The sequence below is a fragment of the Streptomyces sp. NPDC007991 genome (assembly GCF_042958445.1).
Classification (GTDB): domain Bacteria; phylum Actinomycetota; class Actinomycetes; order Streptomycetales; family Streptomycetaceae; genus Streptomyces.
In genome coordinates, this window is sequence record NZ_JBIBJD010000001.1 from 588780 (window position 1) to 613757 (window position 24978).

The window sequence follows — 24978 nt, forward strand, 5'->3', positions numbered from 1 at the left end:
CCGCCCCCGGGACGCGCGCGGCAGCCGCGCCGGCTGCGGCGTAGCCTGGCCTACGTGTACGTGGAGCGGGCGTCACGGCTGGCGGGAGCGGTCGTGTGGAGCAATGCCCCGGAGCGGGACGGGGCGGCGCGTGTGCTGCCCGACGGCTGCATGGACCTGCTGTGGCACGAGGGGCGGCTGCTGGTCGCCGGGCCCGACACGCACGCGTACCTCACGGACGGCGAGACCGGCACCTGGGCCGGCGTCCGCTTCTTCCCGGGCACGGCACCGGCCCTGCTCGGCGTACCGGCGCACGAGCTGCGCGACCGCCGTGTCGAGCTCGCGGACCTGTGGCCGGCCGGAGAGGTACGGCGACTGGCGGCACGGGTGAACGCGGCCCCCGACCCGGCGAGCGGACTGGAGGACCTCGCCCTGCGGCAGGCGGCCGCAGCCGATCCGCCGGATCCGCTGCTGCGGCAGGTCGTGACCGCCCTCGGCGCGGGCCGGCCCGTCGCCGCGACCGCCGACGCGCTGGGACTCGGAGCACGCCAGTTGCACCGCCGTTCGCTGACCGCGTTCGGCTACGGACCCAAGACCCTGGCCCGGATCCTGCGGCTGCGCCGCGCCCTCGCGCTGGCCCGGCGCGGTGTGCCCTTCGCGGACACGGCCGCCCGGGCCGGTTACGCCGACCAGGCCCATCTCGCCCGGGACGTCAGGGAGTTGGCGGGCCTGCCACTGCGGGAGCTACTCGCCGGCCGAGGCTAGGGCCGAACAGGTCCACCCCGTTGCCGTCCGGGTCGAGCACGACGGCGTACCGCTGCCCCCAGAAGGCGTCCCAGGGCTTCAGCTCACCGTGGCACCCGGCGCCCGCCAACTCCGCGTACAGCGCGTCCACCTCCTGCGGCGCATCACACCGCAGGGCCAGCGAGGTCCGGCCGCCGTCCGCCGGTGGCCGCCACGCGGGCCAAAAGGAGCGCACCGTCTCCTCGGTGTCGAGCATCAGCCGCAGCCCGCCGGGCAGTGCGGCCTCGGTGTGCGGCTGGTTCTCGGCGCCCTCGGGGAAGGCGAACCCGAGCCGGCGGTAGAAGGCGACGGAGGCGGCCATGTCGGAGACGACCAGGCCGATGGCATCGAATCGTGCGGTCATGGGCCCACCGTAGGCAGGCCCGCGACCCCCGGTCTTGAAGGAATCGGACACCGGTCGCGCGGGGTGTCCGATCCGTTCAAGACGCCTCTCGGCCAGGCCCGTAACGTCGCCGCCATGACGACCACGACACGGCAGTCCCGGCACCTCGGCATCTCCATCGACCGACCCGCACAGGAGGTCTACGACTACGTCTCGGATCCCGTCAACGTCCCCCGCTGGGCTCCCGGACTGGCCCGTTCCATCGAGCTGGTGGACGGCCGGTGGGTGGGGGAGTCGCCCATGGGGCGGGTCGTGGTGGGCTTCACACCCAGGAACGACTTCGGCGTGCTCGACCACGACGTCACCCTGCCCTCGGGGGAGACCGTCCACAACCCGATGCGGGTGCTCGACGACGGCCCCGGCTGCGAGCTGGTGTTCACCCTGCGCCGGCAGCCCTGGATGAGCGACGAGGAGTTCCACCGCGACGCGGAGGCGGTGACGGCCGACCTCACCGCCCTCAAGCGGCTGATGGAACGCTCATGAGCCATCCGCTTCCGCACACCTAGGCCGTCCCGTAGTGGATCGTGCCGTCCTCGTCCATCGTCGGGTGCATCTTCATGGGCCCGTACTCGTCGATGTCCGAGGGGCGCGGGCACTCCGGTCCGTCGGGGCCCATGCGCAGCACGCGTTCGACACGGCAGATCCGGAACAGGCGGTCGTCCACGCGGAACTCGTCGGCGCGGTCGAGTGCCTGGTACTCCTCGGCGGCGCGCGCGTACCTGGCCTTCTTGGCGTCGTCGTACTGGTACAGCATCGCCCAGATCTCGGACATGCCGCCGTGGAGCAGGCGCCGGGCGTCGTGCGGCGTGGCCATCAGGGCGCCGCGGGGCTGCCAGCCGTAGCGGCCGCGTTCGACGACACCGAAACCGGTGGGCAGCAGCACCGGGTCCGGGTACGTGGTCACCGCCTTCTCGGAGTCCGCGCGGACGTCGGGGGGAAAACGGGAGCCGGTGTAGGCGAACTCGCGCAGGGCCAGCCGCAGCGCGCCCGCCGCCAGTCCGTCCGGGCGGGCCGCATCGAGCACGAAGCCGACGTCCGGGGACGTGGTGTCCTTGGCCTGCCTGTCCCACGACCGCCGGGCCGGCTCCGGGTCGGTGGGGCGCGGCGGCTCGATGCCGTCGTCGTTGCAGCGCGCGAACTCGTCACCGCGAACCACGCGGTAGCGGACCCCGCACGCCTCGACCTCGTTCACCGGCTCGCGCTCCATCACCGCGACGGCCGCGAGCAGTTCACGCCGGACGGCCGGGTCGTCGGTGTCGTCCTTCGCCGTGAACCACAGATGCGAGTGCAGCCCGTCCCGGGCCACCTGCGGCATGCCGTCCGTCACCGGCTTCAGCAGCCGCCATTGCGGTCCCACCGCCGGATCCTGCGTGGCGACCCCGAAGACGGGCCCGCGCAACGACAGAGCCGGATAGCGCCGTGAGGCGTCCAACGCGTCGGCCTCCCGCACCCAGGCGGCGGGGTCGTCACGGCGGACCAACTCCTCCTTGAGAGCGTCGATCTGTTGCTGCCAGTCATCGTCCATGCACGCATTGTCGTAGCAGCCGGGCGCCCAAGCGGGCCGGATGAGCCAACCATGGCGTTTGTTGGGAACGCCGGCTGCGGAAGAATCCGTCCCGCCCCGGCCCAGGAAGGTCCCGCGACCCGTCCCTGGGCGGTCCGCGTACGGCGGTGCGGATCAGTCGGTGTCCGGCGCGCCGGGACGTACCGCCACCGCGTCCACCTCGAACAGCATCCCCGGCAGCGCCAGCGAGGCGACCCCGCTCAGTGTCTGCGCCGGGAGCCGCCCGCCGAAGCGCGCCTGCATCGCCTTGCCGAGGATCTCCAGCTTGCCGAGGTCGTGGTCCACGATGAACGTGCCGAGCCGTACGACGTGTTCAAAGCCGAGCCCGACCCCCTCCAGCGCCGACCGCAGCCGGTCGAAGGCCAGTTCCACCTGCGCGGCGAAGTCACCGGGCACGGGGGCGCCGGTGGCGTCGGAGGCGTACTGGCCTGCGATGAAGACGGTTTCACCGGGCGCGGAGACGGCGTGGCTGTAGCCGAACGGCGTGGGGTCGTGGAGGGTGGCCGGGTTGGTGATCGTGCGGGGGTCGTGCGTCATGACCGGGCTGTCCTTTCGCGGAGTACGGCCGCCGCGCACCGGCGGCGGACCATGGCGCTCCTCCCCAACTCCCGTCCCCTGTACGGTATTCCGCCCCTGGACACCCTCAGCGCACGCGCGTGACGAACGCCTGTCGCTCGCTGAAGCCGTCCTCGCCCTGAAGGTCGAGCCGCTCCCCGTCGAAGGCCACGACCCGGCCCCGGGCGTCGGTGGTCGGATGGGCCGCGGGCCGCTGGTTCACCGTGCCGTCGGGGCGGGCGCTGACCAGAACCACCCTGCCGGTGCGCAGATCACGCAGGTAGACCACCTGGCGGGGACGCTGACCGGCCTCCGACTCGTACACGGCGAACACGATCCGGCGGGCGCCCCCGCTCGGCCGGCCGCTGTGCGTGGCGTACTGCGGCCGCGGACCCAGGACGTGCCGCAGCGTTCCCCGTCGCAGATCCCGTACGAAGACGTCCCCCGTGTCGCTGGTGCCTCCGGACGGCAGCGTGAGGCACTTCCAGCGGAACGCGACATGCCGGCCGTCGGCGCTGATCGCGGGAGCGCTGACCCCGTTGTCCGCGGGATCCCCGGCGCAGTCGGCGTCCGCACGGACCCGCTCGCCCGTCCGCCGGTCGAGGACGTAGACGCCCTCGTGGTCCGCGCCGGGACCGGTGCCCGCGTCCCACGCGACATAGGCGACCCGGCTGCCGTCGTGGCTCAGCGTGGGGGAGCCGAGGCTCTGTTCGCCGCCGGGCAGCGGGTGGTCGATCCACGAACCGGTGCCGCGCCGGAGGTCTCGCACATGGATCCGGAACCGATGGCCGGCCCCGCTCGGCCGGCCGGCGAAGGTCACATACCGTCCGTTTCCGCTGAGGACCGGTTCCGGCACCGTGCGCAAGGCCGGGTCGGTCGCCTCGTCGATCCGTTCGGTGCGGCCAGTGCGGGTGTCGTGCACATAGGCCGGGAGCTTCACGTCGCGCGGTGGCGGCCAGGTGCCGGGTGCCGGCGCGGCGAACGCCACCCGTGTGCCGTCGGCGCTGATCGACGGCGTCCCGAAGTCCACCTCCTCGCCCTGGCCGCCGGGGACGTCACTGACCCAGCGCAGCTTCCCGGTCCGCAGGTCCTTCACATAGACGTCGGCCGTGGTGTCGGTGTCGCCGGGCGCCAGATTCGTGGCCCACGACAGGAAGGCCACATGCCTGCCGTCGGCGCTGACCACGGGATACGACGACGCACCGTTCCCCTTCACGCCGTCGGCCGGGACATCGACGAACTCCGGCCCCGGTCCCGGCCCGGACGCCTCAGCGGGCCCGGCCGGCGCCACCGCGCACAGCGATGCCACGGCGGCGACGGCCGCGCGTAACGCAGAACGCATTCTTCCCCCCGGTGGACACGTCCCCCCGCCCCTGCGGCAAGGGGCCCGCCCTCATGCAACGGCCTCCACCGACCGCAGGTCAATGCGTTGATTTCCGTACAGGATTTCCGTACAACCGCGACGCACGACCGACCGTCCGCGCCCGCGGGAATTTGGCGACAGGGCCTAGGAGCGTGGCGGGGCGGTACTGGCCCGTTCCACCAGCCGCGTGGACAGCTCCGTCCGTGTGCTCTCCGGGTGGTGGCCGTCCATCAGGCGCAGCAGCGACCGCAGGGCCGTCGCGGCCATCTCCGACAGCGGCTGGCGGACCGTGGTCAGCGCCGGGGAGGCCCAGCGGGCCTCGGGCAGGTCGTCGAAGCCCACCACGCTGACGTCGTCCGGGACGCTCAGCCCCCGCTCGGCCAGGGCCTGGTAGACCCCCAGGGCCATCCGGTCCGAGCAGACGAAGACCGCCGTCGGCGGCTCTGGCAGGTCGAGCAGTTCCCGCATGCGGCGGCGGGCCTGGCTCTCGTCGAAGCCCGCGTGCCGGACGTACTCGGAGCGGTTGCGGACCCCGGCCGAGGTGAGCGCCGAGCGGTAGCCGGCGACCCGGGCGCTGCTGCACAGCGTGCGCCGGTGACCGGCGATGACGGCGATCCGCTCGTGCCCCAGGGACAGCAGGTGCTCCGTGGCCGTCAGACCGCCCTGCCAGTTCGCCGCGCCCACCGACGCCACGCCCTCCGGCGGTTCCTGGACCGGGTCGATCATCACGAACGGGATGCGGTGCTGCTCCAGCCAGGCGTACTGGGAATCGCTCAGCTCGGCCAGATTGAACAGCACCCCGGAAGAGCCCCGGGCGACCAGCTTGTCCAGCCAGCCGCGCTCCGGGCGGCCGGCCCGGGTGCGGGTCAGGGCCGCCGACACCACGACCTCCAGGCCCGCGTCGTGCGCCGCCTCCTCCACCCCGTGCAGCACCGCGCCCGACCAGGAGCTCTCCAGCGAGTGCACGACCAGGTCCACCAGCCGCGGCGCCTTCGACGCGTCGAACCGGGGTCTGCGTACATAGCCGAGCCGGTCGAGCGCCTCGGTGACACGGCGGCGCGTCTCGGGTGCCACGTCCTCCCGGCCGTTGACCACCTTCGACGCGGTCGGCACCGACACCCCCGCCTCGCGGGCCACGACCGCCAGCGTCGGACCGGCCGCCACGCTCGCACTCGCCGTACGGACCATCGGGAACCCACCTCTCCGGCCCGCCCGAGGGCCGTGGAAAGTTTCGACCAGCGCTGCTCACCCCGATGCGGCGTCCGACCGGGCAGAAAGCGCTTCCTACTGTAGGTGCGGCGCAGGACGGCGGGAAGACAAGTGAATTCACGGGTTCTCGCCGGTCAAAACTTTCGAAACCCCGAACAACGGGTTCAGGCGAGTGTCAGGCTCGGTCAGCCGGGATTGCAGGTCAGCCGGAACCCGGTGAAGTCCGCCGTGAACGCCGCGTCGACGAGGTCCCGGGCGTGGATGCCCGCCATCGCACCGGTGAAGCGCAGCCGGGACCCGTGGTCGTCGGAGAGCCGGCTGAAGTCCAGGGCCGGGCCGATCGCCGTCCGCACCCCGTCCCGGACGTGCCAGAAGCGTGCCTCGGCACCCTCGACCGTCACCCCCAGCGTCACGGGTGCCGTCCCCGCCACCTCGACGACGGCCACCTGCCGGGTGCTGTCCACGTCGCGCTCCACGAGGCTGAGCACCGTACGGCCTCCCGCACCGGGCGTGCCCCGCCACTGCTGTCCGCGCTGCGGCTCGCCCTCGGGCTCCGCCCAGGTCAGGTCCAGGCTGAGATACGCCTCGGGGTTGTACCAGAGCACCAGCCCGGCGGCCTGGGTGAAGGTGACCGGCCGCGCCTCGACGGTGACCTCGGCCTCGGCGCGGTGCTCGGTGATGCGCTGGGCCAGCAGGCTGCTCGCCCAGCGGGACTCCGGCCCGTGCCGGCCGCGCAGCCGGATCCAGCCGGGCCGGGCCGTCGTGTCGGCCCAGGACGGCTCCGGCGGTTCGCGCAGGGAGCTCCACGGCCAGGACAGGTCCTCGGGCGGGGTGGCAGGGGGCAGCGGGTGCGGCCGCGTCGGCACATCGACGTCCACCGCCGGGTGCACGCCGCCCTGCCGCAGCCGGGGCCAGCCCTCCGCGTCCCAGGTCACCGCCTGGACGGCGGCCTCCCGGCCGAGCGGGCAGCGGCGGCCCTGCGGCGTGTGCAGCGGACGGGCCGTCAGATGACCGAGCAGCCACTGCCCGTCCGGCGTCTCGACCAGCTCGCCGTGCCCCGCCTTCTGCAACGGCACGTCCGGGTCGTCCCGGGTGGTCAGCAGCGGCCGTTCGTCGAGTTCGTACGGCCCGGTCAGCTCCCGGCCGCGGGCCACCCGCACCCCGTGCTCCCAGCCCGTGCCGCCCTCCGCGAGCACCAGGTAGTACCAGCCCGCGCGCCGCAGCAGTTTCGGCCCCTCGATCAGCCGGTCGTGCTGGAGCAGCAGGCGCGTGCTCCCGAGGGGCACCAGGGTGTCCCGGTCCAGCTCCGTGAGGACGATCCCGGCGAACCTCCGCCCGCCCGGCCGGTGGTCGTTCTGCAGGTTCAGCAGCCACAGCCTGCCGTCCTCGTGGAACAGGGCCGGGTCGAAGCCGTGGCTCGCGACCCGGCGCGGCGCGCTCCACTCGCCGCTCACCTCGGTGGCCGTCGAGACGTACGTGTCCAGGTCGAAGTACGGCGTGCCGACCGAGCGCACGACGGTGTACGTCACCCAGAACCGTTCCCCGTCCCAGCTCAGCGACGGCGCCCAGATCCCCCCGGAGTCGGGCACCCCGGCCAGCGAACCGCCGGGCGCCGCGCCCCGGACGTGCCCCGCGTACTCCCAGTGGGCCAGGTCGCGGGAGCGGTGGACCGGGATCGTCGGGAACCACTCGAAGGAGCTGGTCGCCATGTAGTACCAGTCCCCGACCCGGATCAGGGAGGGGTCGGGGGCGAAGCCGCGCAGGACGGGGTTGTGCAGAACGGTCACGTGAGGGCTCCGGGAGGGGTGGGCAGCCGGGGGCCGCAGGGAGTCAGGGTCACCTGCGGCCCCCGGAGTCAGTCGGGGCGAGGGAGATCACTTCAGCGCACGTCACTTGAGGCGCGCGGACCACGTGAGCGCGCGGGTCACCGGGAGCCGGTCACCTGATGGCGCCGGTCACTCGGGCCCGTGGGTCACTCGGGCCCGCGGATCACTCGGGCATGCGGGTCACTTTGTACGGCGGTCACCTGGGTAGGGCGGGTCATCTGGACCCGCCGGTCACTCGGGTAGGCGGGTCGCTTGGGCCCGCCGGTCACCCTGGCAGGCGGGTCGCTTGGGCCCGCCGGTCGCTCGGGCCCGCGGGTCGCTCGGGCTCGCGGGTCGCTTGGGCCCGCCGGTCACTTGAGCGCGCCGAGCGTCACGCCCGTCCGCCAGTAGCGGCGCATCGCGACCATCATGATCGCCATCGGCACGATGGACAGCAGCGCGCCCGTCAGCACCAGGCCCGTCAGGTCGATGCCGGACTCCAGCCGCGTGCCGGTCCAGTTGTAGAGGCCGAGGTTGAGCGTCCAGTTCTCCTTGCCGCGCAGCACGGTCAGCGGGAGGAAGAACGCGTTCCAGGTGTTGACGAAGGCCAGCAGGAACACCGTCGCGCCGCCCGTCGTCATCATCCGCAGCACGATGCTGAAGAAGATCCGCAGCTCTCCGGCGCCGTCGATGCGGGCCGCCTCCAGCAACTCGTAGGGGACCGTGGCCTCGGTGTACACCTTGGCCAGATACACGCTGAACGGGTTGATCAGGCAGGGGATCAGCATCGCCCATGGGGTGTCCACCATGCCGAGCGCCGAGAACAGCAGATACAGCGGGAGCGTGAGCAGGGCGATCGGGATCAGGAACGAGCCCACGACACACGCGAAGATCGCGTTACGGCCGGGAAAGTCGAACCGCGCCAGTCCGTAACCGGTTGCGAGCGCGATCAGCGTGCCGCCGAGCGAGCCCACCCCCGCGTACAGGAACGAGTTGGCCGTCCACCGCAGGAAGATCCCGTCCTGGTAGGTGAACACCTGGTGCAGGTTGTCCCACAGATGCCAGCCGGAGAACCACAGGCCGTTGCTCTGGTACAGCGCCGTGCGGTCCTTGGTCGCGGCGACGATCAGCCACCACACCGGGAACAGGCTGTAGACGCTGGCCAGGATCAGCCCGACCAGCAGGAAGCGCTGACCACCCCGCCCGCGGGAGGCCGCGTCCGGGCGGGGCAGGCGCCGGACGCTGCGGACGGGGGGCCGCTTCGTGGTGTGCTCGGTCAGCACCATCAGTCGGCCTCCTTCGAGGTGAGCCGGTAGAAGAGGAAGGAGGCCACGCCCAGGATCAGGGCGAGCAGCACGGACAGCGCCGCCGCGTAGTTGTAGTTGCCCGCGTTGAACGCCTGGTTGTAGATGATCATGATCGGGGTGAAGCTGTCGCTGACCGTCTGCGGGGTGATGTTCCGGAACAGCGCCGGCTCGTTGAAGATCTGGAGCATCTGGATGATCGACAGCAGCCCCGTCAGCACCAGCGCCCCGCGCACGTACGGGATCTTGATGCTGCGCGCGATCCGCAGCTCGGAGGCACCGTCCAGCCGGGCCGCCTCGAACAGCTCGCGGGGCACGCCCTGGAGGGCCGAGTAGATGATCACCATGTTGTAGCCGATGCCGTGCCAGGTCAGCAGATTGCCGATGGACGGCCACACCATCGACGGCGCGAAGAAGTTCCAGTCGAAGCCGAGGGCCTTGCCGATCGGGGTCAGCGGGCCGACGTCCGGGCTGTAGAGGTTGACCCACACGATCGCCGCGACCACGCCCGGGATCATGTACGGCACCAGCAGCAGGATCCGGAACCGGCTCGCCACCCTGGAGGTGACCGCGTCCAGGAACAGCGCCAGCAGCAGGCTGATCAGCAGCATGAACGGGATCTGCACACAGGCGAAGAGCACCACCCGCAGGATGGAGTTCATGAACGCCGAGTCCGTCAGGCCCTGTGTGTAGTTCTCGAGCCCGACGAACTCCGTCGTGGCGCCGCCGAGGCCCAGCCCGGACTGCTTCTCCGTGAACAGCGACTCGTATACGGCGTAGCCGATCGGGAGGAGATACAGGAAGACGAAGCCGAGCTGGAAGGGCACCGTGAACGCGGCACCCTTCCAGCGCAGGGAGCGAATCATCGAATGCCTCAGCCCTTGACGCTGATACCGCGGGACTTCAGGTCCTTGACCGTCCACTGCTGCATGTGCGCGAGCAGGTCGGTGACCGTCTGCTCCTTGTTGACGACCTTGGCCCAGCCCGCCTGCAGCTCGGTGAACATCGCGGTCCAGTTGGGCCCGAAGGTCCAGTCGGTGGTGACCGTGCCCAGGCTGTCCGTCACGACCTTCTGCGCCGGCTCGTAGTTCTTGCCGAGCAGCTTCTGCGAGATCGACTCACCCACGTAGGACTCGCTGTCGGCCAGCGCCGGCATCACGCCGTTGCCCGTCTCCGGGCTCGCCATCGTCTTGACCGCGTCCTGGTTCGTCGACATCCACAGCGCGGCCTGCGCCGCCTGCTCCTGGTTCTTGCACTGCTTGGTCACCAGGGTCACGCTGCCCGTCAGGTTGGTACCCGCCGGCGTCTTGGGCGCCTCGCCCTTGTACGTCGGCCACGGGGCCAGGGCCCAGTCGCCGAAGGACTTGGTGAAGTTCTGCACCATGCCGGCCATCTGCCAGGTGGAGATCTGCCGGGTGGCGGTGGCACCGGTGTCGTAGCTGCGCTGCACGGCCGCGTAGTCGGCGAAGGACAGCTTGGCGTTCAGGTCGTTGTCGACGATCTCCTGGATCACCTTCGCGGCCTTGAGGGTGCCCTCGTCCTGGAAGTTCACCTTCCAGGCGTTGCCGTCGATCGAGTACCAGTGCGCGCCGGCCTGCATGGCGAGCACCTCCAGGGTGCTGGGGTCCTCACCGGCGTAGTTGGTGATCTTGATGCCGTGCTTCTTGAGCTCCTTACCGGCGGCGATGAAGTCGTCCCAGGTCGCCGGCGGCTTCAGGCCGTACTTCTTGAAGATGTCCGTGCGGTAGATCGTGAACTGGGGCGCCGAGCTGGTCGGCACGCCGTAGAGCTTGCCCTGCACCTGCGCGCTCGCCCAGGCGCCGCTGTTGAACTTGTCCTTCTCGCCCTCGACGTACCGGGTGATGTCGGCGAGCGCGTCCTGCGAGACCCAGCTCGTCACGTACTCGGCGGTGTTCTGCACCAGGCAGGGGGCGTTGCCGGCCTTCACCGCGTTGGTCAGCTGCTTCTGCATGGTCAGCTGGTCGGTGACCTTGGTGTACTTCAGCTGGATGTCCTTGTGCGAGGCGTTGAACGCCTTGACGACTGCCTCCTGGCCGTTGGCCCAGCCCCAGAAGGGGAGGGTGACCGGGCCGGACTTCGACGCGGCGTCGTCGCCCGAGCCGGATCCGCCGCAGGCGGAGAGCAGACCTGTCAGCGCGATACCCGCGACAGCGGCGGAGGCGAACCTTCTCCGGGGGCTGGTGAAGTTCATCTGACCGTGATCCTTCGGAATAGGGCGTTCTCAGAACGAGAGGACGGCAGCGGCTCGATTGTGCTGGCCAGGAACGGCGGCCGGAAACCGTCGGCTCGCGGTTGCGGGGGGTTCGGCCAAGCTAAGCAGAAGCTGTAGTAAGCGGTTGCTGGGACGGTAGGCGGCTGGCTCGGCTCTTAGCAAGAGGTGCGCGGAAATTTGTTACGGCGAATTGTCCGCGGGGTTATCTCGGGGCGCGCGGCCTGCGCTCGCGGGGAGTCTCGAATACGCGCAGGTCAGTGCAGGGGCGGACCGGCTGGTCCAGGCCCTCGGCGGCGCCGCGGACGAACCCCCGAACGGTCCGCAAAGCCTCTGGAAAACGGTTACGTAACGACGTCCCGCGCCGCTATCCCCGCTGACCCGGCGGCTGCACCGAGTTGCGGACCACGACATGCGTTCCCAGCACCAGATGGTCGCCGTCGGCACTCTTGCGGCGCCCCGCACCGCCCTCGCGCCGGTCGGCCACCGCGCGCAGCGCGACACGGCCCATCTCCTCGTAGGGCACATGCACGGTGGTCAGTTGGGGAGTGAGCTGGGACGCGAGCGGGATGTCGTCGTAACCGACGATCGAGACGTCCTCGGGCACCCGCAGGCCCGCCGCGCGCAGCGCCTGCATGGCGCCCGCCGCGACCACGTCCGTCCCCGCCAGCACGGCGGTGAAGTCCGGCGTCTCGTGCAGGGCCGCCTCCACGGCCTCGTACCCGTGCTCGTAGTCGTACGGGCCGTGCCGGACCAAGCCCGGGTCGAACGGCACGCCGTACGCCTCGAAGGCCCGCTGCGCTCCCCTCAGCCGGCCCTGCGCGGTGGTCAGTTCGGCATGTCCCGGCAAGACCAGGACGCGCCGGTGACCGGCGGACAGCAGATGGCTGGCCATCGCGTAGGCGCCGCCCTCGTTGTCGTAGTCGACGGTCGTCGCCGGGACATCGCCCTCCAGCGGGGGCCGGCCCACCAGGACCAGATGCGAGCCGGCCGCGTCCAGGGAACGGGCGAAGCGGGCCATGCGCAGCTGGTACTCGTCGTAGTCGTACGCGCCGCCAAGAAGGATCACGGCGGCCACGCCCTGCTGGCGCATCAGGTTCACCAGGGCCAGCTCCCGCTCCGGGTCGTCACCGGTCGTGCCGACCAGGGAGAGCCAGCCGCGCAGCGTGGCCGCGCCCTCGACGCCCTTCGCGACATGCGCGAACGCGGCGCCGGTGATGTTGTTGATGAGGATCGCCACGGTCGGTGTGCCACCGCCGGCGAGCGAACGGGCATGGGCGTTGGTGACGTAGTCCAGGTCCCGGACCACCTTCATCACCCGGCGGCGCAGCTCCTCCGACACCGGGTAGTTGCCCGACAGCACGCGCGAGACGCTGGCCACGGAGACGCCGGCCCGCTCCGCGACGTCGCGAATGGTCGCCCGTCCGGCGTCGCTCGTCGCCTTGCGCTGACTCACCCTTGCGGCTCCTTCACCGTTGCGTTCCGATCCGGCACCGGGGCTCTGCCCCCAACCGTGCGGAAACCGTATCCCATCGTTACTCCAGGACTGGAGGGTCTGTGGACGGGGGCCAGACCCGCCCGGCATGACGTGTGCCGGAGTCGCCCGCCCTGCCGTGGCCGGCCGCCTCGCGTTCCCCCGGCCGCTGGTCACCGAGCCGTCACGCGTTCTGTGGCGGAGCGTCTCCGGCAGGCACACTGAGTGGTGGTACGGAGGCGCTGGTGGCACGGGGGAGGCGCGATGGACTCGGCTGTGGCGGGCTTGCTGGCTGCGGCGGTGGGCGTGGGCGGCACGCTGGGTTCGGCGTGGTTGACCCAGCGCCGCGGAGACGTGTCCCGCCGCGAGGAGTGGGAACGACTCGAAGGAACACGCCGCGCCGAGATGGCCGCACGGCGAGCGGAGTCGGGCCGTGAGGCCCGCAGAGCGGCGTACACGGAGTTCAACGCCGCCGCCCGCCATTATCTGGCGACCCTCAACGACCACTCCCACGTACTGCGCATCGGGTACGACCCGAAGGAGTCGCTGGCCACGGTGGAGGCGGCCCGCGTGGACTACCGTCGCCGGTACGCCGAGGCCCAGATGATCGTGCCGGACATCGTGCTGACGGAGGTGAGACGGGTCGACAGCGACCTGAACTCCGTCTACGGCGTCCTGGCCCGGCTCACCCGAGGTACCACACGCGACGGCGACGGCATCGAGGACGTGCGGGATGCGATCAAGCAGGGCTGGCAAGACCTGTCCAGGATGCGCACCACGATGCGCGAGGACCTCGGAGTGAGGAGGCCGTCCCCCGAGTGAGGGCCCGTCGGCCGACCTCGCGCTCCTCCCATGTCGTCCGGTCGCAGAGCCGCGTCGTTTGGTCACGGGACCACCCGCCATCCCGTGTCCGCCGGGGGCCGGTGCCGGTCCTGCTCGATCCGCCCTGAGCCCGGCCATCACGGTGTCACGCCACCCGCGCCAGATCCGCCCGCAGCACCTCGTGGGCCGGCGGCGCGCCCGCCACCAGGCGCTCCAGTTCCTCGACGACGATGCGGCCGAGCCGCTCCAGTTCGTTGCCCAGCGAGCCGGCGATGTGCGGGGTGAGGAACACGTTGGGCAGGTGGTACAGCGGGGACTCGGCCGGCAGCGGCTCCGGGTCGGTGACATCGAGGACCGCGCTGAGCCGGCCGGAGACCAGCTCGTCGGCGAGGGCCTCGTGGTCGACCAGCGCGCCGCGGGCGGTGTTGATGAGCACGCCGCCGTCCCGCACCAGGGCGAGCCGATCGCGGTCGAGCATGTGGTGGGTCTCGGGGATGTCGGGGGCGTGCAGACTCACGATGTCGCTGTGTCTGAGCAGGTCCTCCAGCGACAGCGACTCCGCACCGAGGGCGGCCGCCTCGGCCGGGCTCACGTACGGGTCGTGCAGCAGCACGGTGAGGTCGAACGGCCGCAGCAGCTCCAGCAGCCGGCGGCCCACCCGGGACGCGCCGATGACCCCGACCCGGCGGCCGAGGTTGCCCGTCGCCGCGGTCTGTGCGGGGCCCGGGTAGGTGTGCGTGCGGCGGAAGCGCTCGCGGTGGTCGAAGGCGTCCTTGCCCACGAGCAGGATCATCGCGAGCGTGTACTCCGCGACGGGCACGGCGTTGCCCGTCACCGCGCTGGAGACCTTCACGCCGCGCTCCCACAGGGCGTCGCCGACCAGGGAACGCACGGAGCCGGCCGCGTGCAGAACGGCGCCCAGCTTCGGGGCCGCCGCGAGCGCACCGGCGTCCAGATGCGGGCAGCCCCAGCCGGTGATCAGCACCTCGGCGGAGGCCAGGGCCAAGGCCGCGGCCGGATCGGTGAAGTCCCGCACGACCAACCCGGGATCGATGTCGGCCGTGCGCCTCAGCCGCTCCATCAGCGGCGGAGGAAAGAGCAGCGGGAGGTGTACCGGGTCCATCGCGAACACGGCCCGCGGCAGCTGAGGGCTGGGCATGACTCTCCTGGAGCAGAGGACGGAAACTGTTTCAGAAAGCGCCTTCTACCGTAGATCCGCCGGGAAGCGGCGGTCAATCGGCGGGGCCGAGGTGATGGCCGGCAATGCCGGGTTTCCGGGCAACGGCCTTGGTTTTCCCACGTCGTGCCGGGAGAGGGGCCGGCGGAGGGGAGCGAAGAGGGGCCGTAGGGAGCGTGCGGCTATGAGGGGAGGGGTCGAGTCGTCACGCCTCGGGCCCCGAGCAACTCGTAGAAATCGATTACCACTGTTTCAGTGAGCGACCGTGAGGCCCGGCCGTGCCGCCGTCACCACCTGAGTACCCGGTCGGTCGTCTCGGCAACCGGTTCCCAACCCTGTTGCCGAAACGAGAACCCCGCCGTCCCTGGTCAGGGCGGCCCGGTCCCGCGTCGGCGACCGGCGCGCGGTGCCAGGAAACAGGTCTCATCGGCGCTGTCGCTGATGACATCGAGGTTACATAGTCTTTTCGAAAACTCGTCAAGGCTCTTGACGCGCCATCCCGACCGCAAGAAGCTCTGCCCCACGCACAACAACCGGTTGCCACCGCAGGCCGGAAAAGCAAGGAGGTGGTGCGTTCATGCACCCACATGCTGGTGCTTCCCTGAGCCGCCGCCGTTTTCTCGCCCTGTCCGCGGCCGGCGCCGCGACCGGTGCGGGGGCGCTGAGCGGCTGTGCGATGCAGGTGTCGACCGGGGTGAGCGGATCGAGCGAGACCGTCACCGTGATGGTCAACTCCGGGGACATCCTCCCGGAGCAGATCCAGCAGGCCAAGAAGGACCTCGGCGTCAAGATCGTCCAGGTGAGGTACGACATCACCAAGCTGATCGCGATGCTCACCAGCGGCAATCCGCCCGACCTGGTGCGCGGCGTCGGCGCCGTGGACGCGCCGTTCTTCGCGGCGCGGGACGTGGCCGAGGAGCTGGACCCCTACTTCGCCCGGAGCAGCGTCCTCAAACCGGACGACCTGGACCCCGTCAACGACCTCTGGCGGTTCGACGGCCGCACCCAGGGCAAGGGCCCGCGCTACGGCATGGCGAAGGACTTCTCCCAGGACTCCATGTACTGGTACAACACCGCGGCCTTCGACAGGGGCGGTGTCGACTATCCGCCGGAGACCGAGCCGGCCACGTACGAGGAGTGGATGGACAAGGCCAAGCGCCTCGTGCAGCGCAAGAAGGGCCAGACCACCGTCTTCGGCGGCAGCTACGGCGGCCTCACCCGGGCCACGCTCCTGGCGACCATGACGGCGTCCGCCGGCGGCAGCCTCTTCAACGACGACTTCTCCCGGGTCGACTTCACCACCCCCGAGGCCCGCAAAGCCCTGGCCTGGTACATCGACTACTGCAAGACCAAGGTCGGGCCGAGCCTCATCCAGCCCGACCCCAACGGCTGGGACGGGCCCACCTACCAGGCCGGGCGGCTGGCCATGTCGAACTCCGGCTACTGGCTGGGCGGCATGATCGGCACCGACAAGAAGCTGGCGGAGGTCTCCCGCCTGGCACCCGCCCCGGTCTTCGCGGGCGGCCCGCGGATCAGCGCCTGCCAGGGCGGCACCGGCCTGTGGATGCCGCGCGGGGCGAAGAACAAGGACGCCGCATGGCGGGTCTTCGAGTGGTTCTTCGGCGAGGAGCCGGCGAAGGCACGTGCCTCCGGCGGCTGGGGCATCCCCACCCTGAAGTCGCTGAGGCCGCTGATGCCGGCCAAGGAGGACTACCAGAAGCGGGTGCAGAAGGTGCAGCAGGACGAGCTGAAGCACTTTTCGGTGGTCTCGTTCACCCCCTACACCCGGGCGGACGCGATCGACGCCCTCTTCAACCAGATCGCCCCCGCCGCGATGAACGGCCAGATCTCCGTCGACACCCTCGCCGGGCGCCTGAACTCGGCCATCAACGAGCAGATGAAGCGCGGTAAGGAGCAGGTGGGATGACGGTCGACCAGATATCAGCCGTCGCGGACCGGCCCGGTGCCGCCGCGAGCGCCCGGCGCGCACCGGCCACCGGCAGGCCGCAGCTCACCGTGACCGCGCGCAGGCACCGGGCGTTCTACATGTTCACCTCGCCCTGGATCATCGGGTTCGTGCTGCTGACCATCACGCCGATGGTGTACGCGCTGTGGCTGAGCTTCACCACGTTCGACGGCATCTCGCCCAACTGGAAGTACGTCGGACTCGGCAACTACCGCGAGCTGCTGAACGATCCGGTCACCTGGGACGCGCTGGGCCGCGCGGGTCTGTTCGCGGTGACCTCGGTGCCGCTGTCGATCATCGCGGGGCTCGGCCTCGCCGTCCTGGTCAACCGGCCGATCAAGGCACGCGGCCTGTTCCGCACGCTGCTCTATCTGCCCGCCGTGGTGCCCCCCGTGGGCGCGGGCCTCGCCTTCAAGTTCCTCTTCGACCAGAACTCCGGTGCCACCAACGGCGCGCTGACCTTCTTCGGCATCGACGCCGTCCCCTGGCTCGCCGACCCGTACGCCCGCTACGTGCTGCTGATGACGGTGCTCTGGAGCGCCGGAAACATCATGATCATCTCCCTGGCCGGGCTCCAGGACGTACCCAGGGAACTCCACGAGGCGGCCCGTATCGACGGAGCGAGCGCCTGGCGCACCTTCCGCAGCATCACCGTGCCGCTGCTGTCGCCCGTCCTGCTCTTCCAGGCGGTGACCGGGGTGATCGCCTCGGTGCAGACCATCATGCCGCTGCTGCTGGCCCCGCTCGGAGACACGAGCGGCATCACCACGGTCCCGCAATCCAACTACCTGTACATGATGCACGTCTTCGCGCAGTACTTCGCGCTCGGCCGCTACGGCTACGCCTCCGCGCTGCTGTGGGTGCTCTTCATCCTGATCCTCGTCGTGACCGGACTGATCTTCAAGTTCACGTCCGGCGCGGTGTTCTACAACGTCGACCCGGAGGCGAAGAAGTGACCGCCACCACCCTGCCGCCCGAGTCTTCGATGACCGACGTGCGTGTACGGGTGCGCGCCAGGCGCCTCGTCCTCTACACGGTCCTCGTCTCCGTCACCGGGCTGTTCCTCGGCCCCTTCGGCTGGCTGATCCTCTCCGGTCTGAAGACCCAGGGCGAACTGGCCGCCTCGCCCGTGCACTGGCTGCCCGACGCCTTCCAGTGGCACAACTTCGCCAACGCCTTCCACCAGATCGACTTCCTCGGCTACGCCCGCAACTCCCTGGTCATCGCCCTCATCTACGCCACGCTCGTCACCCTCAGCTCGGCCTGGGTCGGCTTCGGCTTCGCCCGCCTCGACGCACCCGGCAAGAAGGTGCTGTTCGGCGTCCTGCTCGGCTCGATGATGCTGCCCCAGATGGTCACGCTGCTGCCGACCTACCTGATCTTCGCCAAGATGGGCATGGTCGACACGTACTGGCCGTGGGTGCTGTGGGGCCTGTCCGCGGCGCCGTATCTGGTCTTCCTCTTCCGGCAGTTCTTCGCGGGCATGCCGCGTGAGCTGGAGGAGGCCGCGATCGTCGACGGCTGCGGATACTCGTCGATCTTCTGGCGGATCTTCCTGCCACAGTCCTGGCCCGTGCTGTCCGCGAGCTTCATCATCGCCTTCACCTGGACCTGGGGCGACTACATCGCCCCGCAGCTGCTGCTGTCCAGCGACCGCACCACGCTCGCCGTCGCCGTGATGACCACCTACGTCAGCGAGGCCGGCACGCCCGTCCCCGAGCTCCAGGCCGCCGCCTCCGTGATGTACGTCGTCCCGATCCTGCTGGTCTTCCTCATCGCCCAGCGCGGTTTCGTCGCGGGGATGTCCACCACCGGCCTCAAGTGACCTTCCCTATCTCTCACCTCTCGTACTGAAGGAAGTTTCCCATGAACGACGCCCAGAGCACCGGCCTGTCCCGGCGCACTGTTCTCCAGGCCGCGGGTGCCACCGTCGCCGCCTACTCACTGATCGGAGCGGCAGCCGGCGCCGCGAGAGCCGCGGACGAACCCGCTTCGACGAACAAGCTGGTGGTCTACCCCATCCCGAGCGGGGTTCCCACCAACTCCAGCTACTCCGTCAAGGCCCGTACGCCCGGCGGGGAATGGAAGACGGTGCCCGTCTACCGCGCCAGAGCGAAGCAGATCGACGCGAACACGGGCAGCGGCCCGGTCTTCAACTCCTCCGTCGCCACGTTCGACTTCAAGGGCACCGTCGAGGTCGCCGTCACCTCGTCCAAGGGCACCATCGGCACCGCGCGGATCCGCCCGCTGTCGTACGACACCCCGTTCACGGTGGACGGCGCCACGGTGACCTTCACCCTCACCGAGCCGCGCAACCTCTCCATCGAGATCGACGGCGACCTCTTCAACAACCTGCAGCTGCACGCCAACCCGATCGAGTCGAACGCGCCCGACCCCGACGACCCCGACGTCATCTACTTCGGCCCCGGCCTGCACAAGACCACCGACAACGTGGTGAAGGTGCCCAGCGGCAAGACGCTGTACCTGGCCGGCGGCGCGGTACTGACATCCCGGGTGGAGTTCCACGAGGTGGAGAACGCCCGGATCATCGGCCGTGGCGTGCTGTACAACACGGTGAACGGCATCCTGGTCGAGTACGCGAAGAACATCGAGATCGACGGCATCATGGTGCTCAACCCGAGCAGCGGCTACTCGGTCACCGTCGGCCAGTCGAAGCAGGTCACCGTCCGCAACCTGCACTCCTACAGCCACGGTCAGTGGGGTGACGGCATCGACGTCTTCTCCAGCGAGGACGTCCTCATCGACGGCGTCTGGATGCGCAACTCCGACGACTGCATCGCGATCTACGCCCACCGCTGGGACTACTACGGCGACTGCCGCAACATCACCGTCCGCAACTCCACCCTCTGGGCGGACGTGGCGCACCCGATCAACGTCGGCACGCACGGCAACACCGACAAGCCGGAGACCATCGAGAACCTCGTCTTCAGCAACATCGACGTCCTGGACCACCGCGAACCGCAGATGGACTACCAGGGCTGCATCGCGCTCAACCCCGGCGACAGCAACCTGCTGCGCAACGTCCGCGCCCAGGACATCCGGGTGGAGGACTTCCGCTGGGGCCAGCTGATCAATATGCGCGTCATGTTCAACAAGTCGTACAACACCTCCGTTGGGCGGGGCATCGACGGCGTGTACATCCGGAACATGACCTACACCGGGACGCACGCCAACCCGTCCATCATGGTCGGCTACGACGCGGACCACGCCATCAAGAACGTCACCTTCCAGAACCTGGTCATCAACGGCAAGACGATCGCCAACGGGATGAAGAAGCCCGGCTGGTACAAGTTCACGGACATGATGCCGGCGTACGCCAACGAGCACGTGATCAACCCCCGGTTCCTGAACTCCACCGAGGCCACGTCCACCGACAAGCCCGCGATCACCAGCCCCGACAAGGCCACGGCCACCAAGAACCAGGTCTTCAACTACCTGATCACGGCCGACGGGCTGCCGACGTCGTTCAACGCCGACGGGCTGCCGAAGGGGCTGAACATCGACACCGCCACCGGTCTGATCTCCGGTACCGCCGAGGACAACGTCGGCACCTTCACGGTCACCGTCTCGGCCACCAACAGCGTGGGCACCGCGACGCAGACCCTCACGCTCACCGTCCAGCACGCGTGACGCGGCCCTCCCAGAACCATGGAGTCACCCGTGCTTCCTCTCAGCCGACGGTCCTTCCTCGGCGCGGCAGGGCTCGTGGTCGCGGCCGGGGGCGGACTGCTGTCCGCCTCCGCCACGGCGGCGTGGGCCCAGGACGACAAGACCCGGCTCCGCGCCTTCACCCACCCCGGCCTGCTGCACAGCGCCGGCGACCTCGCCCGCATGAAGGCCGCGGTCGCCGCCAAGGAATCCCCGGTCTACGACGGCTTCCTCGCGCTCGCCGCCCACGCGCGCTCGAAGGCCACGTACACCATCCAGAACACCGGCCAGATCACCTCCTGGGGCCGCGGCCCCACCAACTTCCAGAACCAGGCCGTCGCCGACTCGGCCGCCGCCTACCAGACCGCGCTGATGTGGTGCGTCACCGGTGACCGGCCCTACGCCGACAAGTCCCGCGACATCCTCAACGCCTGGTCGGCGTCCCTGACCGCCGTCACCGGCGCCGACGGCCCGCTCGGCGCCGGGCTCCAGGCCTTCAAGTTCGTCAACGCCGCCGAACTGCTGAGGCACAGCGGCTACGACGGCTGGGCGAAGGAGGACATCACGCGCTGCGAGGAGTCCTTCCTGCGCGTGTGGTACCCGGCCATCTCCGGCTACATGCTCTACGCCAACGGCAACTGGGACCTGACGTCCGTCCAGTCCATCCTGGCCATCGGCGTGTTCTGCGAGGAGCCCACCCTCTTCGAGGACGCGCTGCGCTTCGCCGCCGCCGGCGCGGGCAACGGCAGTGTCCCGCACCGCATCGTCACCGACGCGGGACAGGGCCAGGAGTCCGGCCGCGACCAGGGCCACGAGCAGCTCGCCGTCGGCCTGCTCGCGGACGCCGCGCAGGTCGCCTGGAACCAGGGCGTCGACCTGTACGCCTTCGACGACAACCGGCTGCTGAAGAACGTCGAGTACGCCGCCCGCTACAACCTCGGCGGGGACGTGCCCTTCGTCCCCGACCTGGACCGCACCGGCAAGTACATCAAGAAGTCCGTCTCCGCCGTCGGGCGCGGAAACCTGCCCCCGATCTACGAGATGGCCTACGCGCACTACGCCGGTGTCCGGGGCCTCGACACCCCCTACACGAAGGCGGCCGTCTTCCGCGGCACGGGCGGCGCCCGGGTCGTCGAGGGCAGCAACGACGACCTGCCGAGCTGGGGCACCCTCACCTTCGCGGGCACGAAGGCCCCGGCCGCGGCCGAGCCCACGGCTCCCGCCGGTGTCACGGCGGTGGGCGGCGACAAGTCCGTCACTGTGGCCTGGCTGCCGTCCGCGTGGGCCGAGTCCTACACGGTGCTGCGGGCCACCGCCGCCGACGGGCCGTACGAGACGATCGCGACCGGCCTCGGCAGGCCGGAGTACACCGACCCGGACGCCCGCCGGGGCAGGCCCTCCTACTACCAGGTCACGGCCACCAACTCCCAGGGCACCAGCGCCCGTTCCGCCTGGTCGGCGGCACTCCCCGGGCTGCCCGACCCCTGGGCGGCACGGGACGTCGGTGACGTGCGGATCCCCGGCTCGGCCGTGTTCGACGGCGAGCGGTTCGTGCTGGAGGCGTCCGGCACCGCCGACACCCACCACCTGGCGTACCTGCCGCTGCGCGGCGACGGCACGATCACCGCGCGGATCGTGTACCCGCTCAGCTCCCAGTACTCCAAGATCGGTGTCACCGTACGAGCCGGCCTGGACGCGGACGCCGCCCACGCCGCCATGCTGATCCAGGGCCTGCCGCTGCACACCTGGAGCGGCGTGTGGTCCGTACGGGCCAAGGCGGGAGCCGCCGTCAAGGGCACCGGCAGCACACCCGTGCCGCCCTCCCAGCAGCAGACGATCACCACCAGTGCCGCCTTCCCGATCTCCTCCCTCGGCAGCCTGCCCGAGTCGGCGACCCCGCTCCAGGCCCCCTACGTCGAGGGCGCGGGCGACGGCTACCGGCTGCGCATGCCGTACTGGGTCCGCGTCACCCGCCGGGGCGACCGCTGCACCGGCGCCATCTCCCCGGACGGCATCCGCTGGACCGAGGTCGGCTCCACCGATGTCGACCTCGGCAGCACGGCGTACGTCGGTCTCACCCTCACCTCCTGCCTCGGCGTCGACGAGGAGTACGCCGAGACCGGCACCGGCGCCTTCGACAACGTCAGCGTCGCCTCCCGGACCGCCGGCGAGGTCTGGTCCGTGCCCCGCCCGGCCCTGGCCGCCGGTGACCTGCGGGCCACCGCGGGCGCCGACGCGGTCGAACTGGCCTGGACCGACCCTGACCTCTCCGCCCGCTACAAGGTGCTGCGCGCCACCGCGGCCGACGGCCCCTACGAGACGATCGCCACCGGCATCGGCGCGGTCGGCTTCGGCGCCCGCGTCCGGTACGCCGACGCCACCGGCACACCCGGCACGACGTACCACTACGCCGTCGCCAAGACCAACTGCGCCGGACGCGGCCCCCTGTCGGAGTCCGCCACGGCGACGATGCCGACACCTTCCACACCTCAACTCACCTCCGCCGCCACCGCGTTCGCCAACAAGGGGGTGGACTTCCAGCACCTCCTGCGCGCCTCGCACGAACCGATACGGTTCGCCGCGGACGGACTGCCCGACGGCCTGCGCGTCGACAAGCGCACCGGCCTGATCTCCGGAACACCCACACGGACGGGCGAGTTCAAGGTCACCACCAGCGCGGGCAACGCCGCAGGGGACGCCACCGGCACCCTCACCCTCACGGTCGGCACCCCCCCGTCCGCGCCCTGGACCTACGGCGACCTCGGCGACGTCGTCCTCGACGACCGCGCCTACGGCACCCTCGGCGTGGTCGCCGTCCGCACCCCCGGCAGCACCGCCCACGAGGACGGGACTTTCGTGGTGCGGGGCGCCGGAACCGACCTCACCGTCAACAACCAGGGCATGACGGGCCAGTTCGTACGGCGGCCCGTCACCGGTGACTGCGAGGTCACCGCCCGCCTGGTCTCCCGCGCCGGAGCCACCGGCGACCGGGTCGGCCTGCTCATGGCCAAGTCCCTGTCGCCGTTCGACCAGGCGGCCGGGACGATCGTCACCGGCGGCACGAGCGCCCAGCTGATGCTGCGCCCGACCGTCGCCGGCAAGTCCACGTTCACGGGCAACGCGGCGGTCACAGCCCCCTGCCTGCTCCGGCTGAAGCGCACCGGGACGCACTTCACCGCATCCGTCTCGTCCGACGACGGCGCCACCTGGACCCCCCTCGCCGAGGGAGACATCCCCGGCTTCGGTGACGCCCCCTACTACGTGGGCCTCGTGGTCTGCTCCCGCAACCCCCTGGCCCGCAGCACCACCGAGTTCGACGAGGTGAGCCTCACCCCCATGTAATCCCACGGATGGGAGAAAACCCACATGAGCCGCACGTCCCCCCACACGCACCACGAGGGCGGCCAGGTGAGCCGCCGCGGTCTGCTCAAGACCGCCGGCGGCCTCACCGCGGCCCTCGCCCTCGGCGCCACCGCCACCGCCACCACGGCGGACGCGGCCCCGGCGACCTTCACCCACCCCGGCATGCTGCACAACTGGGGCGACATCAACCGGGCCAAGGTCAGGGTCGCCGCGGGCGACGATCCCTGGCTGTCCAGCTGGAACAGACTGACCGCCAACTCCCACTCACAGTCCACCTGGACCGCCAGGCCGCAGTCCGTCGTCTACCGGGGATCGGGCACCCCCGAGAACTACTCGCTCCTCTACAACGACATCGCCGCCGCCTACCAGAACGCCCTGCGCTGGCAGGTCGCCGGCACCGCCGCCAACGGGGACTGCGCCGTGCGCATCCTCAACGCCTGGGCGAACACGCTGACATCCATCCAGGGCACCGCCGACCGGTTCCTCGCCGCGGGCATCTACGGCTGGCAGTTCGCCAACGTCGCCGAACTCATGCGCGGCTACGCCGGGTTCGACCTGAACAAGTTCAAGCAGATGATGCTGAACGTGTTCTACCCGATGAACAACAGCTTCCTCACCAACCACAACGACGCCTGCATCACCAACTACTGGGCCAACTGGGACCTGTGCAACATGGCCTCGATCATGGCCATCGGGATCCTGTGCGACGACGGCGCCAAGTACGACCAGGCCGTCAACTACTTCAAGAGCGGCGGCGGCAACGGCCAGATCCAGCGGGCGGTGCCGTTCCTGTACCCGGGAGTCGAGGGCTACGACCTCGGCCAGTGGCAGGAGTCCGGCCGCGACCAGGGCCACACCATCATGGGCATGGGCCAGATGGGCGCGGTCTGCGAAATGGCCTGGAACCAGGGCGACGACCTGTACTCCTACGACGGCCGCCGCTTCATGAAGGCCGCCCAGTACGTGGCCAAGTACAACCTGAACATGAACGTGCCCTTCACCACCTACACCTGGGGCAGCGGCCAGACCTGCTCCCAGCAGTCGCAGACGGTGATCAGCTCCACCAGCCGCGGCCAGGTCCGCCCGGTGTGGGCGATGCTCCACTACCACTACGGCCGCCGCCTGCTCCTGGACGACAAGTACATCGCCCAGATGTGCTTCTCGGTCGCCCCCGAGGGTGGAGGGGGTGACTACGGCACCACCAGTGGCGGCTTCGACCAGCTCGGGTTCGGCACGCTGATGTACGCCAAATAGCGCGTCCGCAGCCCAGGCGTCCGCCAAATAGCGGTCAAGCCGGCTCGTGCACCGGAAT

General features: G+C 70.4%; 20 protein-coding genes. 9 read left to right on the top strand and 11 right to left on the bottom strand.

Annotated elements, in window-relative coordinates:
- The first annotated feature begins 54 nt into the window (after positions 1-54).
- A complete protein-coding gene (locus ACFZDA_RS02500) occupies positions 55-744 on the top strand; it encodes a DUF6597 domain-containing transcriptional factor (protein ID WP_391073663.1) in 690 nt (229 codons plus the stop codon).
- Here the strand turns inward: ACFZDA_RS02500 and ACFZDA_RS02505 are convergent.
- Positions 692-1126 carry a VOC family protein gene (locus tag ACFZDA_RS02505; protein WP_391073666.1) on the bottom strand — a complete coding sequence of 145 codons (435 nt, stop codon included), beginning with the start codon at positions 1124-1126 and terminating at the stop codon, positions 692-694. The genes ACFZDA_RS02500 and ACFZDA_RS02505 overlap by 53 nt on opposite strands.
- A 114-nt stretch (positions 1127-1240) precedes the next feature.
- Here ACFZDA_RS02505 and ACFZDA_RS02510 point away from each other — a divergent pair, with 114 nt between their 5' ends.
- Entirely contained in the window at positions 1241-1648 is a 408-nt protein-coding gene (locus tag ACFZDA_RS02510; protein ID WP_391073669.1) for an SRPBCC family protein, read from the top strand.
- 19 nt (positions 1649-1667) lie between these two features.
- Here the strand turns inward: ACFZDA_RS02510 and ACFZDA_RS02515 are convergent, their stop codons facing one another.
- The 9 genes from ACFZDA_RS02515 to ACFZDA_RS02555 all read right to left on the bottom strand — a co-directional run bounded on the left by ACFZDA_RS02515 (position 1668) and on the right by ACFZDA_RS02555 (position 12651).
- Positions 1668-2690: a DUF5954 family protein gene (locus tag ACFZDA_RS02515; protein ID WP_391073672.1), complete on the bottom strand. Its 1023-nt coding sequence runs from the start codon at positions 2688-2690 to the stop codon at positions 1668-1670.
- 153 nt (positions 2691-2843) lie between these two features.
- Positions 2844-3266 (bottom strand): Rid family hydrolase, encoded by a 423-nt coding sequence (locus ACFZDA_RS02520; RefSeq protein WP_391073674.1) that lies wholly within the window; start codon positions 3264-3266, stop codon positions 2844-2846.
- A 106-nt stretch (positions 3267-3372) separates the two neighbouring features.
- On the bottom strand, positions 3373-4626 hold the full coding sequence (locus tag ACFZDA_RS02525) for a TolB family protein (protein WP_391073676.1): 1254 nt from the start codon (positions 4624-4626) through the stop codon (positions 3373-3375).
- 165 nt (positions 4627-4791) lie between these two features.
- A complete protein-coding gene (locus tag ACFZDA_RS02530) occupies positions 4792-5835 on the bottom strand; it encodes a substrate-binding domain-containing protein (protein WP_391073679.1) in 1044 nt (347 codons plus the stop codon).
- Positions 5836-6041: 206 nt separating this feature from the next.
- Positions 6042-7643 (bottom strand): family 43 glycosylhydrolase, encoded by a 1602-nt coding sequence (locus ACFZDA_RS02535; protein ID WP_391073682.1) that lies wholly within the window; start codon positions 7641-7643, stop codon positions 6042-6044.
- A 389-nt stretch (positions 7644-8032) separates the two neighbouring features.
- Positions 8033-8947, bottom strand: a complete 915-nt coding sequence (locus ACFZDA_RS02540; RefSeq protein WP_391073685.1) for an ABC transporter permease subunit — start codon at positions 8945-8947, stop codon at positions 8033-8035.
- Complete coding sequence (locus ACFZDA_RS02545; RefSeq protein WP_391073688.1) at positions 8947-9831, bottom strand: ABC transporter permease subunit; 885 nt, start codon at positions 9829-9831, stop codon at positions 8947-8949. Before ACFZDA_RS02545 ends, ACFZDA_RS02540 begins: the two co-directional genes overlap by 1 nt.
- A gap of 8 nt (positions 9832-9839) precedes the next feature.
- Positions 9840-11177 (bottom strand): extracellular solute-binding protein, encoded by a 1338-nt coding sequence (locus ACFZDA_RS02550; protein WP_391073691.1) that lies wholly within the window; start codon positions 11175-11177, stop codon positions 9840-9842.
- A gap of 385 nt (positions 11178-11562) precedes the next feature.
- On the bottom strand, positions 11563-12651 hold the full coding sequence (locus ACFZDA_RS02555) for a substrate-binding domain-containing protein (RefSeq protein WP_391073693.1): 1089 nt from the start codon (positions 12649-12651) through the stop codon (positions 11563-11565).
- 282 nt (positions 12652-12933) lie between these two features.
- Here ACFZDA_RS02555 and ACFZDA_RS02560 point away from each other — a divergent pair, with 282 nt between their 5' ends.
- The gene (locus ACFZDA_RS02560; RefSeq protein WP_391073696.1) at positions 12934-13491 is read left to right on the top strand and encodes a hypothetical protein; all 558 of its coding nucleotides are present in this window, start codon (positions 12934-12936) and stop codon (positions 13489-13491) included.
- A 145-nt stretch (positions 13492-13636) separates the two neighbouring features.
- On the opposite strand, the gene ACFZDA_RS02565 is transcribed toward ACFZDA_RS02560, so the two are convergent.
- Complete coding sequence (locus tag ACFZDA_RS02565) at positions 13637-14650, bottom strand: NAD(P)-dependent oxidoreductase (protein WP_391073698.1); 1014 nt, start codon at positions 14648-14650, stop codon at positions 13637-13639.
- Positions 14651-15245: 595 nt separating this feature from the next.
- Between ACFZDA_RS02565 and ACFZDA_RS02570 the strand changes: the two genes are divergently transcribed.
- The 6 genes from ACFZDA_RS02570 to ACFZDA_RS02595 are packed head-to-tail and all read left to right on the top strand — an operon-like array spanning position 15246 to position 24920.
- Complete coding sequence (locus tag ACFZDA_RS02570; protein ID WP_391073701.1) at positions 15246-16595, top strand: extracellular solute-binding protein; 1350 nt, start codon at positions 15246-15248, stop codon at positions 16593-16595.
- Positions 16592-17590: an ABC transporter permease subunit gene (locus tag ACFZDA_RS02575; RefSeq protein ID WP_391073704.1), complete on the top strand. Its 999-nt coding sequence runs from the start codon at positions 16592-16594 to the stop codon at positions 17588-17590. The genes ACFZDA_RS02570 and ACFZDA_RS02575 overlap by 4 nt, the downstream gene beginning before the upstream one ends.
- Positions 17587-18459, top strand: coding sequence for an ABC transporter permease subunit (locus tag ACFZDA_RS02580; protein WP_391073706.1), 873 nt, complete (start codon positions 17587-17589; stop codon positions 18457-18459). The genes ACFZDA_RS02575 and ACFZDA_RS02580 overlap by 4 nt, the downstream gene beginning before the upstream one ends.
- A 41-nt stretch (positions 18460-18500) precedes the next feature.
- Positions 18501-20285, top strand: a complete 1785-nt coding sequence (locus tag ACFZDA_RS02585; protein ID WP_391073708.1) for a putative Ig domain-containing protein — start codon at positions 18501-18503, stop codon at positions 20283-20285.
- Between the two features lie 30 nt (positions 20286-20315).
- On the top strand, positions 20316-23645 hold the full coding sequence (locus ACFZDA_RS02590; protein ID WP_391073710.1) for an alginate lyase family protein: 3330 nt from the start codon (positions 20316-20318) through the stop codon (positions 23643-23645).
- 24 nt (positions 23646-23669) lie between these two features.
- The gene (locus ACFZDA_RS02595; protein ID WP_391073713.1) at positions 23670-24920 is read left to right on the top strand and encodes an alginate lyase family protein; all 1251 of its coding nucleotides are present in this window, start codon (positions 23670-23672) and stop codon (positions 24918-24920) included.
- Positions 24921-24978: the final 58 nt, after the last annotated feature.